Source organism: Streptomyces sp. NPDC059142 (assembly GCF_042755665.1).
Classification (GTDB): domain Bacteria; phylum Actinomycetota; class Actinomycetes; order Streptomycetales; family Streptomycetaceae; genus Streptomyces.
The window spans coordinates 48,227-66,218 of record NZ_JBHZDA010000001.1 but is presented as its reverse complement, the minus strand read 5'-3'; the positions used below and the strand labels follow the sequence as shown (position 1 = coordinate 66,218).

14 protein-coding genes are annotated in these 17,992 nt (G+C 69.9%); 10 read left to right on the top strand and 4 right to left on the bottom strand.

Annotation, left to right across the window (positions count from 1 at the left end; translation table 11 throughout):
* The first annotated feature begins 130 nt into the window (after positions 1 to 130).
* From ACFXPK_RS00315 to ACFXPK_RS00305, 3 genes are all read left to right on the top strand, one after another.
* On the top strand, positions 131 to 1,138 hold the full coding sequence (locus tag ACFXPK_RS00315; protein WP_385069921.1) for an acetylxylan esterase: 1,008 nt from the start codon (positions 131 to 133) through the stop codon (positions 1,136 to 1,138).
* Between the two features lie 135 nt (positions 1,139 to 1,273).
* Positions 1,274 to 1,750 carry a MarR family winged helix-turn-helix transcriptional regulator gene (locus ACFXPK_RS00310; RefSeq protein ID WP_385069918.1) on the top strand — a complete coding sequence of 159 codons (477 nt, stop codon included), beginning with the start codon at positions 1,274 to 1,276 and terminating at the stop codon, positions 1,748 to 1,750.
* Positions 1,751 to 1,824: 74 nt separating this feature from the next.
* Positions 1,825 to 2,379, top strand: coding sequence for an isochorismatase family protein (locus ACFXPK_RS00305; protein WP_385069915.1), 555 nt, complete (start codon positions 1,825 to 1,827; stop codon positions 2,377 to 2,379).
* Positions 2,380 to 2,394: 15 nt separating this feature from the next.
* Here the strand turns inward: ACFXPK_RS00305 and ACFXPK_RS00300 are convergent, their stop codons facing one another.
* The 4 genes from ACFXPK_RS00300 to ACFXPK_RS00285 form a co-directional block, all read right to left on the bottom strand.
* On the bottom strand, positions 2,395 to 3,267 hold the full coding sequence (locus ACFXPK_RS00300) for a succinate dehydrogenase/fumarate reductase iron-sulfur subunit (protein ID WP_385069913.1): 873 nt from the start codon (positions 3,265 to 3,267) through the stop codon (positions 2,395 to 2,397).
* A complete protein-coding gene (locus ACFXPK_RS00295) occupies positions 3,264 to 5,186 on the bottom strand; it encodes a fumarate reductase/succinate dehydrogenase flavoprotein subunit (RefSeq protein WP_385005465.1) in 1,923 nt (640 codons plus the stop codon). The genes ACFXPK_RS00300 and ACFXPK_RS00295 overlap by 4 nt, the downstream gene beginning before the upstream one ends.
* 55 nt (positions 5,187 to 5,241) lie before the next feature.
* Positions 5,242 to 6,084: a hypothetical protein gene (locus ACFXPK_RS00290; RefSeq protein WP_385069910.1), complete on the bottom strand. Its 843-nt coding sequence runs from the start codon at positions 6,082 to 6,084 to the stop codon at positions 5,242 to 5,244.
* A gap of 117 nt (positions 6,085 to 6,201) precedes the next feature.
* Positions 6,202 to 6,432, bottom strand: coding sequence for a hypothetical protein (locus ACFXPK_RS00285; RefSeq protein ID WP_385005469.1), 231 nt, complete (start codon positions 6,430 to 6,432; stop codon positions 6,202 to 6,204).
* A 324-nt stretch (positions 6,433 to 6,756) separates the two neighbouring features.
* Here ACFXPK_RS00285 and ACFXPK_RS00280 point away from each other — a divergent pair, with 324 nt between their 5' ends.
* The 7 genes from ACFXPK_RS00280 (at position 6,757) to ACFXPK_RS00250 (ending at position 17,937) form a co-directional block, all read left to right on the top strand.
* Positions 6,757 to 9,210, top strand: a complete 2,454-nt coding sequence (locus ACFXPK_RS00280; protein WP_385005472.1) for an ABC transporter substrate-binding protein — start codon at positions 6,757 to 6,759, stop codon at positions 9,208 to 9,210.
* 406 nt (positions 9,211 to 9,616) lie between these two features.
* Positions 9,617 to 11,491 (top strand): translational GTPase TypA, encoded by a 1,875-nt coding sequence (gene typA / locus ACFXPK_RS00275; RefSeq protein WP_385005474.1) that lies wholly within the window; start codon positions 9,617 to 9,619, stop codon positions 11,489 to 11,491.
* 572 nt (positions 11,492 to 12,063) lie between these two features.
* A complete protein-coding gene (locus ACFXPK_RS00270) occupies positions 12,064 to 13,686 on the top strand; it encodes an ABC transporter substrate-binding protein (protein ID WP_385069905.1) in 1,623 nt (540 codons plus the stop codon).
* Between the two features lie 134 nt (positions 13,687 to 13,820).
* Entirely contained in the window at positions 13,821 to 14,750 is a 930-nt protein-coding gene (locus tag ACFXPK_RS00265; RefSeq protein ID WP_384997552.1) for an ABC transporter permease, read from the top strand.
* Positions 14,743 to 15,708 (top strand): ABC transporter permease, encoded by a 966-nt coding sequence (locus ACFXPK_RS00260; protein WP_384997550.1) that lies wholly within the window; start codon positions 14,743 to 14,745, stop codon positions 15,706 to 15,708. The genes ACFXPK_RS00265 and ACFXPK_RS00260 overlap by 8 nt, the downstream gene beginning before the upstream one ends.
* Positions 15,709 to 15,719: 11 nt before the next feature.
* Complete coding sequence (locus ACFXPK_RS00255; protein WP_384997548.1) at positions 15,720 to 16,778, top strand: ABC transporter ATP-binding protein; 1,059 nt, start codon at positions 15,720 to 15,722, stop codon at positions 16,776 to 16,778.
* Complete coding sequence (locus ACFXPK_RS00250; RefSeq protein WP_384997546.1) at positions 16,771 to 17,937, top strand: ABC transporter ATP-binding protein; 1,167 nt, start codon at positions 16,771 to 16,773, stop codon at positions 17,935 to 17,937. Before ACFXPK_RS00255 ends, ACFXPK_RS00250 begins: the two co-directional genes overlap by 8 nt.
* The last annotated feature ends 55 nt before the right edge of the window (positions 17,938 to 17,992 follow it).

Genomic DNA, 17,992 nt, shown 5'->3' with positions numbered 1-17,992 from the left:
TCTGCGGCCGGACCGCCGGGGGCTCGCGGCCGGGTGGCCGAGGGCCCCCGACGGGGCCGCCGAAGGGGCCCTCGGCCGCCGTACCCGCACGTCCTGCCCGGTGACCGGCCGGTCCGCTAGTGTCGCGATCATGTCCGTGTTCGAGCATGGCTTCCCCTTCGATCCGGCGTACGGCCGGAGTCTCGACCAGCTCCTCGCCCTCCCCGCGCCGCCCGCGCCGCCGGACTTCGACGCCTTTTGGCGGGCGCGGTACGAGACGGCGCGCCGGGTGGCGACGGCGCCCGCCGTCGGCCCGCAGGAGGAGGAGCGCGGGGGGTTCAGGACCTTCGGGGTCTCCTTCACCTCCGTCGGCGGGCTGCGGCTCGGCGGCTGGCTGGTGCTGCCCGCCGAGGGTCCGGCGGAGCACGGCTTCGTCGTCGGGCACGGCTACGGCGGACGCCAGGACACCGGCGACGCCGTACCGCTCCCGCTGCCGCGCTCGGCGGCGCTCCTGCCGTGCGTCCGGGGGCTGGGCGCGCGCAGCCGCCGCCCCGGCATCCCGGGCGAGGCGGACCCGCACGTGCTGCACGGCATCGAGTCCCGCGACACGTATGTCATCGGCGACTGCGTGGCCGACCTGTGGTGCGCGGCGTCGGCGCTGCTGGAGCTGGTGCCGGAGCTGGCGCACGCCGTACCGGGGGAGGACGGGGCGACCGGCGCGCGCCTCGGTTACGTGGGCGAGAGCCTCGGCGGCGGTCTCGGCGCGCTGGCGCTGCCGTGGGACGACCGGTTCGCGTGCGGCCAGCTCACGGTTCCGACCTTCGGTGACCAGCCGCTCCGGCTCACGCTCCCCTCCGTGGGCAGCGGCGAGGCGGTACGGGGCCTCCACCGCGAGCACCCCGAGGTCGCGGAGGTCCTGCCCTACTTCGACGCCGCCACGGCCGCGAGCCGGACCCGGGTGCCGGTGCTGGTGGCACCGGCGCTCTTCGATCCGGCCGTGCCGCCGCCGGGGCAGTTCGCCGTCTACAACGCGCTGGCGGGCCCGCGTGAGCTGCACGTCCTGCCTGCGGGCCACTTCGAGCACGCGGGCGGCGAGCAGGAGGAGAAGGAGCTGGCCGCCGCGCGCCGGCGCTTCTTCGCGGAGCGCCTGAGCGCCTGACCGCCTGACCGCCTGAGTACGTGTGTACGTGAGTACGTGAGCGCGTGAGCGCGTGAGCGGCCGGGGGTCCGGGCGGGAACGAGAGGAAGACAGGCAAGCTTGCAAGGCTGCCTGTCCTTCGCCTACGGTGACCCCATGCCCGAGCCGAGCGGACCGCCCGCGCCGCCCCCGCCGTACGAGAGCGGGGAGCCGAGCCCCGAGCGGATCGCCGCCGAGCTGACCTCCGTCGTCGGCCGGCTGATGCGCCGGCTCCGTACTACCTCGCCCGACGACCACCTCACGCCCTCCCAGCGCTCGGTCATGGCCCGCCTGAGCGGCGAGGGCCCGGCCACCACGGCAGCGCTGGCCCGCGCCGAGTACGTACGGCCGCAGTCCATGCGGCAGACCCTCGCCGCCCTGGAGGAGCAGCACCTGATCGAGCGGACCCCCGACCCCGACGACGGCCGTCAGTCCGTCGTCTCCGTGACGGAGACCGGCCGCAGGACGCTCGCCACGGTGTACGCGGCCAAGCAGGACTGGCTCTCCCGGGCGATCGCCGACGAACTCGATCCCGCCGAGCGCCGGGCGCTGGCCGAGGCCACGGAGCTGATGCGCCGCCTCGGCGGGAGATGAGCCGCGGCGCGTCCTCCTCGCAGTCCCTCGCGCCCCACCCCTCGCGCCCATCCCTCACGCAAGGAGTCACCCGCATGACCGCCACCACCCTGGACCCGAAGACCGCCCTGGTCGTCGTCGACCTCCAGAAGGGCATCGTCGGCCTGCCCACCGTCCACCCGGCCGAGGACGTCGTCGCCCGCTCCGCCGAACTCGCCGCCGCCTTCCGGGCCAAGGGCCTGCCCGTCGTCCTCGTCCGCGCCGTGGCCGCCGCGCCCGGCCGTACGGAGAGGCCGATGCGCGGCGGTGGCCGGCCCGCCGCCGACTGGGCCGACCCGGCGGACGGCCTGGGCGCCGAGGAGAGCGACCTCGTCGTCGTCAAGCGCGTCTGGGGTGCCTTCCACGGCACCGACCTCGACCTGCTCCTGCGCCGCCTGGGCATCACCCAGACCGTGGTGACCGGCATCGCGACCAGCAAGGGCGTCGAGTCCACCGCCCGCGCCGCCCACGAACACGGCTACCACGTCACGGTCGCCACGGACGCGGTCACCGACATGGACGAGGCCACCCACCGCAACTCCGTCGAGCGGATCTTCCCGGCGCTCGGCGAGACCGGCACCACCGAGGAGATCATCGAGCTGCTCGGCTGACCGGGACCGGCGTCGCTACGCTTCCCGGCGCCGGATCTTGTTGCCCAGCCACACCAGCGGGTCGTACTTCCGGTCCGCCACCCGCTCCTTGAGCGGGATCAGCGCGTTGTCCGTGATGCGGATGTTCTCCGGGCACACCTCCGTACAGCACTTGGTGATGTTGCAGTACCCCAGCCCGTGCTCGTCCTGCGCCGTCCTCCCGCGGTCGAGCCCCGACTCCCCGGCGGCGTCCAGCGGATGCATGTCCAGCTCGGCCACGCGCATCAGGAAGCGCGGCCCGGCGAAGGCCGTCTTGTTCTCCTCGTGGTCCCGCACCACATGACAGGTGTCCTGGCACAGGAAGCACTCGATGCACTTGCGGAACTCCTGCGAGCGCTCCACATCGATCTGCTGCATCCGGTAGTCGCCCGCGGCCACCCCCGGCGGCGGTACGAACGCCGGGACCTCCCGCGCCTTCGCGTAGTTGAAGGACACGTCCGTCACCAGGTCGCGGATGACCGGGAAGGCGCGCAGCGGTGTGACCGTGAGGGTCTCCTCGCGCGAGAAGACCGACATCCGGGTCATGCACATCAGCCGGGGCCTGCCGTTGATCTCCGCGCTGCACGAACCGCACTTGCCCGCCTTGCAGTTCCAGCGGACCGCGAGGTCCGGGGCCTGGGTCGCCTGGATCCGGTGGACGATGTCGAGGACGACCTCGCCCTCGTTGACCTCGACCGTGAAGTCCTTCAGCTCCCCGCCGTCCGCGTCGCCGCGCCAGAGCCTGAACCGCGCCTCGTACGAGGAGGAAGCCGCGCCCGCGCCCGTGCCCTCGTCAGGGCCCGTGCCCTCACCCGCGCCCGAGCCCTCACCCGCATCCGTCCCCGTCCCCGCGCCCGTCTCTGTGCTCACTCGTGAAGCTCCTCTTCGGAGAGGTACTTGACCAGCTCTTCCTTGTCGAACAGGGCCAGCAGGTCCGGCCTGATCGGCTCCGTCGTCCGGCGGCCCAGTTCGATACGCCCCTCCGTGAGACGGCAGTACAGATTGATCCGGCGCCAGTCGGCCACCATGCCCGGCCAGTCCTCCCGCGTATGGCCGCCCCGGCTCTCCGTGCGCTCCAGGGCCGCCCGCGCCACGCACTCGCTGACCAGCAGCATGTTCCGCAGGTCGAGGGCGAGGTGCCACCCCGGGTTGAACTGGCGGTGCCCCTCGACCGCGGCGCGTGCGGCCCGTGCGCGCAGCTCGGCCAGTTTCTCCAGGGCCTGCGCCATCTCCGCCCCGCGCCGGATGATGCCGACCAGGTCGTTCATCGTCCGCTGGAGCTCCTGGTGCAGGGTGTACGGGTTCTCGGCCGGGCCGTCGTCCCGGGTGCCCGCCGGCCCCTCCGCGCCGAACGGGCGCAGCGCCTCGGCCGCCGCCGCGTCGATCTGCGCCTCGTCCGGGACCGGGCGCGCGGCGCCGTCGGCCCCGTCGGCGAACCCGGCGGCGTGCTCCGCCGCGTACAGGCCCGCCCGCCGGCCGAAGACCAGCAGGTCGGAGAGGGAGTTCCCGCCGAGCCGGTTGGAGCCGTGCATGCCCCCGGCCACCTCGCCCGCCGCGTACAGCCCCGGCACCCCCGCGGCGGCGGCGGTCTCCGAGTCGACGGCGATCCCGCCCATCACGTAGTGGCAGGTCGGGCCGACCTCCATCGGCTCCGCCGTGATGTCGACGTCCGCCAGCTCCTTGAACTGGTGGTACATCGACGGCAGCCGCCGCCGTACGACCTCGGCGGGCATCCGTGTCGAGACGTCGAGGAAGACCCCGCCGTGCGGCGAGCCGCGGCCCGCCTTCACCTCGGAGTTGATGGCGCGGGCCACCTCGTCGCGGGGGAGCAGTTCGGGCGGGCGCCGGTTGTGGTCCGGGTCCTCGTACCAGCGGTCGCCCTCCTCCTCGGACTCCGCGTACTTCTCCTTGAAGACATCGGGCACGTAGTCGAACATGAACCGTCTGCCCTCGGAGTTGCGCAGCACCCCGCCGTCGCCGCGCACCGACTCCGTGACGAGGATGCCCTTCACGGAGGGCGGCCAGACCATGCCCGTCGGGTGGAACTGCACGAACTCCATGTTCAGCAGGGGCGCGCCCGCGAGCAGCGCCAGCGCGTGGCCGTCGCCCGTGTACTCCCAGGAGTTCGACGTCACCTTGAAGGACTTGCCGATGCCGCCCGTCGCGAGCACGACGGACGGGGCCTCCAGCACGAAGAAGCGTCCGGACTCCCGCGCGTAGCAGAACGTCCCGGCGACCCGCCCGCCGCCGTCCTTCAGGATCCGGGTGACCGTGCACTCCTGGTAGACCTTCAGGCGCGCCTCGTGGTCCCCGTACTCCTGGAAGTCCTCCTGCTGGAGCGAGACGATCTTCTGCTGGAGGGTGCGGATCAGTTCGAGGCCGGTACGGTCGCCGACATGGGCGAGCCGGGGGTACTCGTGGCCGCCGAAGTTGCGCTGGGAGATCCTGCCGTCGGGCGTACGGTCGAACAGCGCGCCCCAGGTCTCCAGCTCCCAGACCCGGTCGGGGGCCTCCTGGGCGTGCAGTTCGGCCATCCGCCACTGGTTGAGGAACTTCCCGCCGCGCAGGGTGTCACGGAAGTGCACCTGCCAGTTGTCGCCCGCGTTGACGTTGCCCATGGAGGCGGCGATCCCGCCCTCGGCCATCACCGTATGGGCCTTGCCGAACAGGGACTTGCAGATGACGGCGGTACGGGCGCCGCGCTCGCGCGCCTCGACGGCGGCGCGCAGCCCCGCCCCTCCCGCGCCCACCACCACGACGTCCCACGGCCGGCGTTCCAGTTGCGTCATATGTGAAGGCTCACCTCGGAGTGCTGTCGGTGTGGCTGGCGGAGGGACCGGCGCCCTAGAAGAGGCGCGGATCGTCGAAGACGCCTGTGGCCAGCAGATAGACGTAGAAATCGCAGAGGGCGACGCTGATCAACGAGGCCCAGGCGAGCCTCATGTGATGCGCGTTCAGCTTTCCCGCCCAGCTCCAGAGCCGGTAGCGCACCGGATGTTTCGAGAAGTGCCGCAGCCGTCCGCCGACGATGTGCCGGCAGGAGTGGCAGGAGAGGGTGTACGCCCAGATCAGCCCGATGTTGACGAGGAAGAGCAGCGTGCCCAGGCCCATATGGCCCCAGGCGTAGTGCTCGTCGCGGAAGGTGAGGGCCGTGTCGTACGAGAGGATCCCGGCGACCGGTACCGCCGCGTAGAAGAAGTAGCGGTGCAGGTTCTGGAGGATCAGCGGGAAACGGGTCTCGCCGGTGTACTTGGTGTGCGGCTCGGCGACGGCGCAGGCGGGCGGCGAGGCCCAGAAGCCCCGGTAGTACGCCTTGCGGTAGTAGTAGCAGGTCAGCCGGAAGCCGAGCGGGAAGATCAGGATCAGCAGCGCGGGGGAGAGCCCCCACCAGCTCCCGAACAGCTCCCAGTTGGGGCCGTGCCGCATCGGGACGCAGCTCTCGGCGAGGCAGGGGGAGTAGAACGGGGAGACGTACGGCGCCGCGTAGTAGTCGCTGCCCGCGAAGGCGCGCCAGGTCGAGTAGACGATGAAGGCGAAGAGCCCGGCGGCGGTCCCGGCGGGCGCGAGCCACCAGCGGTCGGTCCGCAGATGGCGGGGCGCGATGGCGGCGCGCGAGGCGCCGTGCACACCGTGTCCGCCGCGGGGCGCTTCGGTGCCGGGGGCCGGGGGCTGAGTACCGGTGGCCAACGAGCTCTCCTCGCAGTACGGGGGCCGGGAGGGGGACGGGGGCGGGCGCGGGGCCCGCGCCGTGCCGGGGGCGAGGGCGGGGCCGGGGGCGGCGGGGCGGCCGGGCCGCGCGGGGCCTCAGGGGGCGCGCCGGTCGCGTACGCCCAGGCCCTCGTCGTCCGAGTCCGTCCACAGGGCGGTGTCGTACGGGGTGTCGGGGATGGTGACCAGATCGTCGGCCGGCCGGTCGCGCGCGGGCCTCAACTCGTTCTCGCGGGCCTGGGCCAGCAGGCCCTCCAGCCGCTCGACGGTGGACTCCAGGTCCGCGAGGCGGCGCAGGACCGCTGCCATCTCGTCTTGCAGGGACATGAGTTGCCCTCACTTCCACGATCGCCGGTGGCATGCGGGGGTCCGCCGGGTGACCCGTCGGACGCTCTCTGTGTGCGGCTGCGAGTGTCGCGCGTCACACACCCGGTTGTGAAGGCGTCGGCTGGCCTTTTCGGAACGGGGCCGGGCCGGGCCCCGCGGGACGGCCGCCCCGGGTGCGCGCCGGGGCGCGTTGCGCCGTGCGGGTGGCATTCACGGCGCGCGCCGCCGTGTCTGCGCCGTCGCTCCTGTCCTGTCCCCTTCAGTGGGTGGGCAATAGGTGTGATCATCTCTAAATTCCACAAACAGGACGAAGAGGTACAAGCCATGTCCCACGTCGGCGCCCCACGCGGGAGGACATGCTCCCGAACGCTCCGCTCCGTCGCGCTTCTGACCACCGGTGTGCTCGCCCTGCCCACCCTGTCCGCATGCACTTCGGAGACGGACGGGAGCGAGGCCGCGGCCGCCGCCGCCCCGGACATCGCGGCCACCCACCGGGACGGGGTCAAACAGGGCGGCTCCGTACGCTGGGCGATCGACACCATGCCCGCCACCCTCAACGCCTTCCAGGCCGACGCGGACGCCGCCACCGGCCGGATCGCCGACGCCGTACTCCCCTCGCTCTTCCGGATCGACAAGTCCGGCCGGCCGCAGCGCAACCCCGACTATCTGGAATCCGCCAAGATCGTCGAGCGGGAGCCCAAGCAGGTCGTGCTCTACAAGCTCAACCAGCAGGCGGTGTGGAGCGACGGCAGGGAGATCGGGGCACCCGACTTCGTGGCGCAGTGGCACGCCCTGCGCGGCAAGGACTCCGCGTTCTGGACGGCGCGCAACGCGGGGTACGAGCGGATCGAGAAGATCGAGCGCGGGGCGAACGACCTGGAGGTGCGCGTCACCTTCAACAAGCCCTACGCCGACTGGAAGTCCCTGTTCACCCCCCTCTACCCCAAGGAGGTGACAGGGAAGCCCAACGCGTTCAACGACGGCGCCAGGACCGCTCTGAAGAAGACCGCCGGCCCCTTCACCCTCAAGAAGGTGGACCGCAAGAGCAAGCAGGTCACGCTCGTCCGCGACCCGCGCTGGTGGGGACAGCCCGCCAAACTCAGCTCCCTCGTGCTGAGCGCCGTACCGCGCTCCAAGCGGGCCGCCGAACTCGCCGCGGGGAAGCTCGACCTCGCGGAGATCGACAGCGGCGCGGCGAAACGTATCGCCCTGGCGGTCAAGGACAAGGGATCCGGCGGCCAGGCGCTCACCCACGGCCCCGGCTCCGAGACCACCCCGGCCTCCGCCCTCCGCTCCTGGGCGCTGGCCCACGGCTCCGACGAGGAGCAGGCGGAGCTGGCCCAGGAGGCCAGGAAGGCCAACGCCGAGGCCGTCCAGCAGTACGCGACCGAGCAGAGCGGGCTGAGCGGGATCCTCGTCCGCAAGTCGCTGGAGCCCGCCTACACACAGCTCGCCCTGAACGGCGAGTCCGGGCCGCTGGCCGACGAACGGGTACGGCGCGCCGTCGCCCGCGCACTCGACCGCAAGGAGCTGGCCGAGACCGTACTCAAACCGCTCGACCTGCCCGCCAAGCCGCCGGGCAGCCATCTCGCCCTGGCCGGACAGCAGGCGTACGCCGACAGCAGCCGGGCGCTCGGCAAGCAGGACACGCACGAGGCGCTGGCACTGCTGGCCGACGCGGGCTGGACGCCCGGCGGCGCGGTGAAGAAGGACGACGGTACGAAGGCGGGGAGCGCCGGCGAGCGGAAGAAGGCCGCCGGGGAGAACGGCGAGGACGGCGGGACCACCGACGAGTCCGACGAGTCGACGACCGACGAGAAGCGCGCCGAACACGGCCTGCACGGCCAGGAGGCCGACCGGGCCGCGAGCGCGAAGAAGCGGGACGCGGACGCGGCGGACGACGCCGTCTCCGACGAGGGCCTGTACATCGTCGGCGACGACAAGCCGGGCCGCACCGCGCCCCGCTCCGAGTCCGCCGGCCACATCCTCGCCCCCGCGACGGTCGCCGCCCTCCAGACCACCGCGCTGCTGCGCCAGGCCGCCGCGGTCGACGACACCGACACCGCGCGCCAGGCCGTGAAGGCCGCCCAGGACAGCCAGGACCGGCCGGGCGGCATGGCGGGCGCCTACGCCCCGGGCGGTACCGCGGCCCCCGCGCCCTCCGGGGCGAAGGGCTCCGCGTCCGCCTCGCCCGTCCCGGTCGGCGGGCCGCTCGGCAAGGAGGGCAAGCCCCTCACCCTCCGCTTCGTCCTGCCCGCCGGTGAGGGCACCGAGTCGCTGCGCGCCGTCGGCGAGCGGATCTCGCGGATGCTCGACCGCGTCGGGATCAGCACGGAGGTCACCAAGGTCGCCGACGACAGCTACTTCAAGGACCACATCGCCTCCGGCGACTACGACCTGGCGCTCTACTCCTGGCCCGCCAGCCCCTACCCGGCCACCGACGGCCGGCCGATCTACGCCAAGCCCGTCCCCGCCAGCGACGGATCGCTGCTGGTGGAGCAGAACTACACCCGGGTCGGCACCGACCACATCGACCAGCTCTTCCAGCGGGCCGCCGCCGAGCTGGACGAGAAGACCTCCCGCGATCTCGTCCGGCAGGCCGACGCCCGGATCTGGGCCGCCGCCGGATCCATCCCCCTCTACCAGCGCCCCCAGCTCGTGGCGGTCAAGCCGGGCCTCGTGAACGCGGGCGCCTTCGGGTTCGCCGCCCCCCGCTACGAGGACATCGGCTGGGAGAAGCCGGGCGACGCGGGCCCGAACTCCCACAAGAAGAAGTAGCCGACACGAAGAGGCGGCCGGAGGAACGGGAGAAGAAGGGGACGGGGCGGAGAACGGGAAGCGGCGCGTAAACGGCCGAGAAGCGCCAGGTCAGCGCCGCTTCGTAAGCTCAGGAACCCATCAATTCACTTGCCCGCCGGCCACCCCGGCGGGCAAGCTCGTTCCCGTCCCCGACCCGGGCGTCTCCACCCCGCTCCACTCCCCGTTCCTCCCGTTCACACCCCCGCACGAGCAGGCGCCCGCACCCCGCGCCCCTCCCCGCACCACCGTGATCCATCCCTCTCCGATCGGGCCGGGAAGCCCCATGCGCCGTGGCCCCGTACGATGGAAGAGCCGTGGCGTGTCCGCCCGGCGGGCGTACGAGGAAAAAACGCCGCACCCACGATCGAGAGAAGCGCCAGCCAGCATGCCCACGCGCCACGACATCCGTAACGTCGCCATCGTCGCCCACGTCGACCATGGCAAGACCACTCTGGTCGACGCCATGCTGAAGCAGGCCGGCGCCTTCGCCGCGCACGCCGCCGAGCACCTCGACGACCGGATGATGGACTCGAACGACCTGGAGCGTGAGAAGGGCATCACGATCCTCGCCAAGAACACGGCGGTGAAGTACCACCCGAAGTCGGGTGGCGACCCCATCACGATCAACATCATCGACACCCCCGGCCACGCCGACTTCGGCGGCGAGGTCGAGCGCGGTCTGTCGATGGTCGACGCCGTGGTGCTGCTCGTCGACGCGTCGGAAGGCCCTCTTCCGCAGACGCGCTTCGTGCTCCGCAAGGCCCTCCAGGCGAAGATGCCCGTCATCCTCTGCATCAACAAGACGGACCGCCCCGACTCCCGGATCGCCGAGGTCGTCGACGAGACGTACGACCTCTTCCTGGACCTGGACGCGACCGAGGAGCAGATCGAGTTCCCGATCGTCTACGCCTGCGCCCGTGACGGCGTCGCCTCGCTGACCAAGCCCGAGGACGGTACGGTCCCGGCCGACAGCGAGAACCTGGAGCCGTTCTTCTCCACGATCCTGGCCCATGTCCCGGCCCCCGAGTACGACGAGGCCGCGCCGCTCCAGGCCCACGTCACCAACCTGGACGCCGACAACTTCCTCGGCCGTATCGCGCTCTGCCGGGTCGAGCAGGGCGAGCTGAAGAAGGGCCAGACCGTCACGTGGATCAAGCGTGACGGCACGATGTCCAACGTCCGCATCACCGAGCTGATGATGACGGAGGCGCTGACCCGCAAGCCCGCCGAGAAGGCCGGCCCCGGCGACATCTGCGCCATCGCCGGTATCCCGGACATCATGATCGGCGAGACCCTGGCCGACCCCGAGAACCCGATCGCGCTGCCGCTGATCACGGTCGACGAGCCCGCGATCTCCATGACCATCGGCACGAACACCTCGCCGCTGGTCGGCAAGGGCGGCAAGGGCCACAAGGTCACCGCCCGCCAGGTCAAGGACCGTCTCGACCGCGAGCTGATCGGTAACGTCTCGCTGCGCGTCCTGGACACCGAGCGCCCCGACGCCTGGGAGGTGCAGGGCCGCGGTGAGCTGGCGCTGGCCATCCTGGTCGAGCAGATGCGCCGTGAGGGCTTCGAGCTGACCGTCGGCAAGCCGGAGGTCGTCACCAAGCAGGTCGACGGCAAGACGCACGAGCCGATCGAGCGCATGACGATCGACTCCCCGGAGGAGCACCTCGGCGCCATCACGCAGCTCATGGCGACCCGCAAGGGCCGTATGGAGACGATGACGAACCACGGTTCGGGGTGGATCCGCATGGAGTGGATCGTTCCGTCGCGCGGTCTCATCGGCTTCCGTACGGAGTTCCTCACGCAGACCCGCGGCACCGGCATCGCGCACTCCATCTTCGAGGGCCACGAGCCGTGGTTCGGCGAGCTGCGCACCCGCCACAACGGCTCGCTCGTGGCCGACCGCTCGGGCTCGGTGACGCCGTTCGCCATGGTCAACCTCCAGGAGCGCGGTGTCATCTTCACCGAGGCCGGCACCGAGGTGTACGAGGGCATGATCGTCGGCGAGAACTCGCGCGCCGACGACATGGACGTCAACATCACCAAGGAGAAGAAGCTCACCAACATGCGCGCCGCCTCCGCGGACACCACGGAGAACGTGGTCCCGGCGCGGAAGCTGTCGCTGGAGCAGTCCCTGGAGTTCTGCCGCGACGACGAGTGCATCGAGGTGACCCCGGAGACGGTCCGTATCCGCAAGGTCGTTCTGGACCAGAAGCAGCGCGGCCGTACCGCCTCGCGCGCCAAGCACGGCTGACGCCCTCGGGCCGGGCCCGGCGGACCCGTCCACGACGTGGATCCCGCCGGGCCCGGCGGGCGTCCGGGAGGTATCCCGGCGGGCGCTCGGGGCCGGCTCCGGCCGGCCCCCGCCGTACGGTCCTGGGCGGGTACGTCATCAGGACCGGAAGAGGTACGCGGAACGACGGCCCGGACCCTCGCGGAAGCGCGAAGGACCGGGCCGTTCGTCCGTGCGATTCACGTCCCGGAAACACCTCGGGGCTCGACCGGAACGTCCGGATATCGGTGTGCGCTCTCCGGAACATGTGTTAACGGTCCGTTTCGGGCGTGTCTGTCTGTTCTCGTTTGTCCGGATTTCGGGCCAGCACGTCGGGTCGATGTTGTCAAAACGAGACCCTTTAAGTGTGGTTTACAGGTCGGGCGTACTCAATAGTTGGCTCCGTTGAGCTCGGGTCAATGGGTCATGCGCGATGGGGAGCGCCGACTCACGAGCACACTCGGGGTACTGCCGACCAGCCCGCTGTCAGGGGTGTCAGCGCGCGTAGACAGTGCCCTTCTTGTAGTGACTAGTGGACTCATGAGGAGGAACCCATGCGTGGTGCCAAGAGCGCCAAGTGGGTAGTGGGCGCGATTGTCGTGGCCCTTTCGGCGACGGCTTGCGGCGGCGGAAGCGATGACACCAGTGACTCGGCGTCGAAGGAGAAGGGCAAGCCTGCCGGCTACATCTCCATCGACAACGGTGAGCCGCAGAAGCCGCTGATCCCGGCAGACACCAACGAGTCCGTCGGCAGCTACGTCATCCAGTCGGTCTTCACCCAGCTCGTCGACTTCGACTCCAAGGGCGAGATCGTCTACACGAACGCCGAGTCGATCAAGACGACCGACTCGAAGACGTGGACGGTCAAGCTCAAGGACGGCTGGAAGTTCCACGACGGTACCCCGGTCACGGCCGAGTCGTACGTCAAGGCGTGGAACTGGTACGCCAACATCAAGAACAACCAGCAGAACGCCTTCTGGTGGGAGGACGTCGCCGGTTACGCCGACGTCCACCCGGAGAAGGGCGACCCGAAGTCCGACACGATGTCGGGCCTGAAGGTCGTCGACGACACGACCTTCACCATCGAGCTCACGAAGCCGGTCCCGTACTTCGAGTACAAGCTCGGCTACGCGACCTTCGCGCCGCTGCCCGAGGTCTTCTACAAGGACACCAAGGCGTTCGGCCAGGCCCCGGTGGGCAACGGTCCCTACATCTTCGAGAAGTGGGACCACAAGAAGCTCATCCAGGTCAAGGCCAACCCGGACTACAAGGGTCCGAACAAGGCCAAGAACAAGGGCATCCTCTTCAAGAACTACGCGACCGTCGAGGCCGCGTACCAGGACCTGCTCTCCGGCAACCTGGACCTGGTCAAGCAGGTCGGCCCGAAGGACCTGCCGAAGTACAAGCAGGACCTCGGCGACCGCGCGGTCGACCAGCCGTACGCGGCCATCCAGTCCATCGTGCCGGCGTTCTACTCGAAGACCTTCAAGGGCATCGACCCCAAGGTCATCCAGGGTCTGTCGATGGGTATCGACCGCGACACGATCACCAAGACGGTCCTCAACGGCACCCGCAAGCCGGCCACCAGCTTCACCCCGCCGGGTGTCGCCGGTAACCAGGACCTGGGCACCGACGTCTTCAAGTTCAACCCGGCCGAGGCCAAGAAGCTCGTCACCGAGGGTGGCGGCGTCCCCGGCAACAAGATGTGGATCCAGTACAACGCCGACGGTGGCCACAAGGAGTGGGTGACCGCGGTCTGCGAGTCGATCCGTAACTCCACCGGTGTGGACTGCGTCCCGGACGCCAAGCCGGACTTCCAGACCGACCTGGAGGCGCGTGACAACAACCAGGTCAAGTCCGCCTACCGTGGTGGCTGGGTCGCCGACTACCCGCTGAACGTCAACTTCATGCGGGAGCTGTACGGCACCACCGCCGAGGCGAACAACGGCCGGTTCTCCGACAAGGAGGTCGACGCCGCGTTCAAGAAGGGCGACAACGCGAAGACCCTTGAGGAGTCGATCGCTGCCTACCAGGACGCCGAGAAGCTGGTCCTGGAGAAGATGCCCGCGATCCCGCTCTGGGAGTACAAGGCCAACGGCGGCTACTCCAAGTCGGTCGACAACGTGAACGTCGACTTCCACGGCGACTACGAGCTGACCGAGGTCACCGTCAAGTAGCTCGCACCACGGCCCGAGGGCCATCCCCCCCACTCGGCCAGAAACCGCCCCGACGGCGGTGGTCCCGAGGCCGCTCCCCCTCATTTCACGGGGGAGCGGCCTTCGGGGCTGAAGTTATTCATTCGGAGGCACACATGGGGCGTTATGTCGCGCGGCGACTGCTCCAGATGATCCCGGTGTTCATCGGGTCAACCCTGCTGGTCTTCTCCATGATGTTCGCGCTGCCCGGTGACCCGGTGCGCGCGCTCGCCGGTGAGCAGACCGTCGATCCCTCGCAGATCGCTGCGATGAAGAAGGATCTCGGGCTCGATCTGCCGCTCTGGCACCAGTACTGGAACTACCTGACCGGCCTGTTCCAGGGTGATTTCGGAACGCAGATCGCCAGTGGGCGACCTGTCGCCGACATCATCTCCGAGGCGTTCCCGATCACGGTCCGGTTGGCCCTGTTCGCCTTCGCCTTCACCGTGCTCGTCGGTATATCGATGGGGGTCTTCGCCGGTCTGAAGGCCGACACCCTCCGGGACCGCGGGCTGCTCATCATCACCCTGCTGCTGATCTCGGTGCCGTCCTTCGTGCTCGGCTTCCTCGGCCAGTACTTCTTCGCCTTCCAGCTCGGCTGGGTGGACCCCAACGTCAGCGGGGAAGCGAACTGGGACGAGCTGTTCCTGCCGGCCGTGGTGCTCGGCTCCCTCTCCCTCGCGTACGTGGCACGGCTCACCCGTACCTCGATCGCGGAGAACCTCCGCTCCGACTACATGCGCACCGCGGTGGCCAAGGGGCTGCCGCGCCGTCGTATCGTCGGAGTGCACCTGATGCGCAACTCCATGATCCCGGTGGTCACCTTCCTCGGCACCGACCTGGGCGCCCTGCTGGGCGGCGCGGTCGTCACCGAGGGCATCTTCAACGTCAAGGGTGTCGGCTACGCCACCTTCGACGCGCTCAGGCACCGGGAGGGCGCCACGGTCGTGGGCATCGTGACCCTGATCGTGGTCGTGTATCTCGTCGCCAGCCTGCTCGTCGACCTGCTTTACGCGGTCCTGGACCCGAGGATCCGTTATGCCTGAGGCACTCAAGGACACCACCAAGGACACCGGTGGGGTGAAGCCTGCCGAAGCACTGGCGGAGAACCCGGCGCCGCCCGCCGACAGCTCGGTGGGCAAGCCCCGCAGCCTCTGGTCGGACGCCTGGCACGATCTGCGGCGCAACCCGCTCTTCCTCGTCTCGGCCGTGCTGATCGCCGTACTGCTGGTGATGGCGGTCTTCCCGGGGCTGTTCACCGGCGCGGACCCGCGGTACGCGGACCTCGCCCACCACTACCTGCAGAAGCCGAACTGGAGCCACTTCTTCAAGGAGGACTGGTTCGGGTACGACATCCAGGGCCGGTCGATCTACGCGCGCGTGATCTACGGGGCCCGCGCCTCGATCACGGTCGCCCTCGTCGTCACCGCGCTCGTCACCGTGCTCGGTACGGTCGTCGGCATGCTCGCCGGATACTTCGGCGGCTGGATCGACACCCTGCTCTCCCGGATCACCGACATCTTCTTCGGCGTGCCCTTCATCCTCGGCGCGATGGTCGTCCTGACCTCCTTCGAGGAGCGTCACGTGTACGTCGTGATCCTGGCCCTGGCCTTCCTCGGCTGGACCCAGATCGCCCGTGTCGCCCGAGGCTCGGTGCTCACCGTCAAGCAGGCGGACTACGTGATGGCGGCCAAGGCGCTCGGCGCCTCGACCACCCGGATCCTGCTCCGCCACATTCTGCCCAACGCCATCGCACCGGTCATCGTCGTCGCCACCATCGCGCTCGGCGGCTACATCTCCGCCGAGGCCACGCTGTCCTTCCTGGGCATCGGCCTCGCCGAGCCGACCGTCTCGTGGGGCGTCGACATCTCCTCGGGCCAGGAGCAGCTCCGTAACGCCGCGTACGTCCTGATCATCCCGTCCGTCATGGTGTCGATCACCGTTCTGGCGTTCATCATGCTCGGCGATGCGGTACGCAACGCCCTCGACCCCAAGCTGCGCTGAGGGAGGCGTACATGACCATCATCGAGAAAACAGCGGACCGAACCGCTCCGCAGAACGCGGACGGTTCCGGCGACATGCTGCTGGAAGTCCGTGATCTGCACGTGGAGTTCCACACCCGGGACGGTGTGGCCAAGGCGGTCAACGGGGTCAACTACAGCGTCGCCGCCGGGGAGACCCTGGCCGTGCTGGGCGAGTCGGGTTCCGGCAAGTCCGTCACCGCGCAGGCCATCATGGGCATCCTCGACATGCCTCCCGGCCGTATCCCCCAGGGAGAGATCCTCTTCCGGGGCCAGGACATGCTCAAGATGAGCAACGACGAGCGGCGCAAGATCCGCGGCCAGAGGATCGCGATGATCTTCCAGGACGCGCTGTCGTCGCTCAACCCGGTGCTCTCCGTCGGCTACCAGCTCGGCGAGATGTTCCGCGTGCACCAGGGCCTCTCCAAGAAGGAGGCCAAGGCCAAGTCCATCGAGCTGATGGACCGGGTCCGTATCCCGGCGGCCAAGGACCGGGTGAACGACTACCCGCACCAGTTCTCCGGCGGTATGCGCCAGCGCATCATGATCGCCATGGCGCTCGCCCTGGAGCCCGACCTGATCATCGCGGACGAGCCGACGACCGCGCTCGACGTGACCGTGCAGGCCCAGGTGATGGACCTCCTCGCCGAGCTCCAGCGCGAGTTCAACATGGGGCTGATCCTGATCACCCACGACCTCGGCGTCGTGGCCGACGTCGCGGACAAGATCGCGGTGATGTACGCGGGCCGCATCGTGGAGACCGCGCCGGTCCACGAGATCTACAAGCGCCCCGCGCACCCGTACACCCGGGGCCTGCTGGACTCGATCCCGCGCCTGGACCAGAAGGGCCACGAGCTCTACGCGATCAAGGGCCTCCCGCCCAACCTGCTCAAGATCCCGAGCGGTTGCGCCTTCAACCCGCGCTGCCCCTCGGCGCAGGACATCTGCCGTACGGAGGTCCCCGCGCTGGCGCAGGTGACCGAGCGGGACGGCGGCGAGCTGCCCGGACGCGGCAGCGCATGCCACTTCTGGAAGGAGACGATCCATGGCTGAGCCGGCGAAACGTGACGAGGCCATGGACGGCGCGGACGCGGTGGACACCACCCCGAACGTCACCGAGGTCGACGTGGTCGACGCGGGGACCGAGTCGGCCTCCGTCGCCGCGATCGAGGCGCCCGTCGAGCGCGGCGAGCCGATCCTCCAGGTCCGTAACCTCGTCAAGCACTTCCCGCTGACGCAGGGCATCCTCTTCAAGCGGCAGGTCGGCGCGGTCAAGGCCGTGGACGGCATCTCCTTCGACCTGTACCAGGGCGAGACCCTGGGCATCGTCGGCGAGTCCGGCTGCGGCAAGTCCACCGTCGCCAAGCTGCTGATGATGCTGGAGACGGCCACCGCGGGCGAGGTCTTCTTCAAGGGCCAGGACATCACCAAGCTGTCCGGGCGGGCCCTGAAGGCCGTACGGCGCAACATCCAGATGGTGTTCCAGGACCCGTACACCTCGCTGAACCCGCGCATGACGGTCGGCGACATCATCGGGGAGCCGTTCGACATCCACCCCGAGGTGGCGCCGAAGGGCGACCGCCGCCGCAGGGTCCAGGAACTGCTGGACGTGGTGGGTCTCAACCCGGAGTACATCAACCGCTATCCGCACCAGTTCTCCGGCGGTCAGCGCCAGCGCATCGGCATCGCCCGCGGCCTCGCGCTCAACCCCGAGGTCATCATCTGCGACGAGCCGGTCTCGGCGCTGGACGTCTCCGTCCAGGCGCAGGTCATCAACCTGATGGAGAAGCTCCAGGACGAGTTCAACCTCTCCTACATCTTCATCGCGCACGACCTGTCGATCGTCCGGCACATCTCCGACCGCGTGGGCGTCATGTACCTCGGCAAGATGGCCGAGATCGGTACGGACACCCAGATCTACGACCACCCGACGCACCCCTACACCCAGGCGCTGCTGTCGGCGGTCCCGGTCCCCGACCCGGAGGCCCGCGAGGGCCGCGAGCGGATCATCCTCACCGGAGACGTCCCCTCCCCGGCGAACCCCCCGTCCGGCTGCCGCTTCCGCACCCGCTGCTGGAAGGCGGAGGACCGCTGCGCGGAGGAGGTGCCGCTGCTCGCCGTCCCCGAGCGCTTCAAGGACTCGGACAGCGGGAGCGCGCACGAGTCGGCGTGCCACTTCGCGGAGGAGAAGGACGTGGTCCACGCGGCCTGACCGCGCGTCACGCCGCCACCGCCACACCGCAGTACCCCGCACCAGGGCCCGGAAC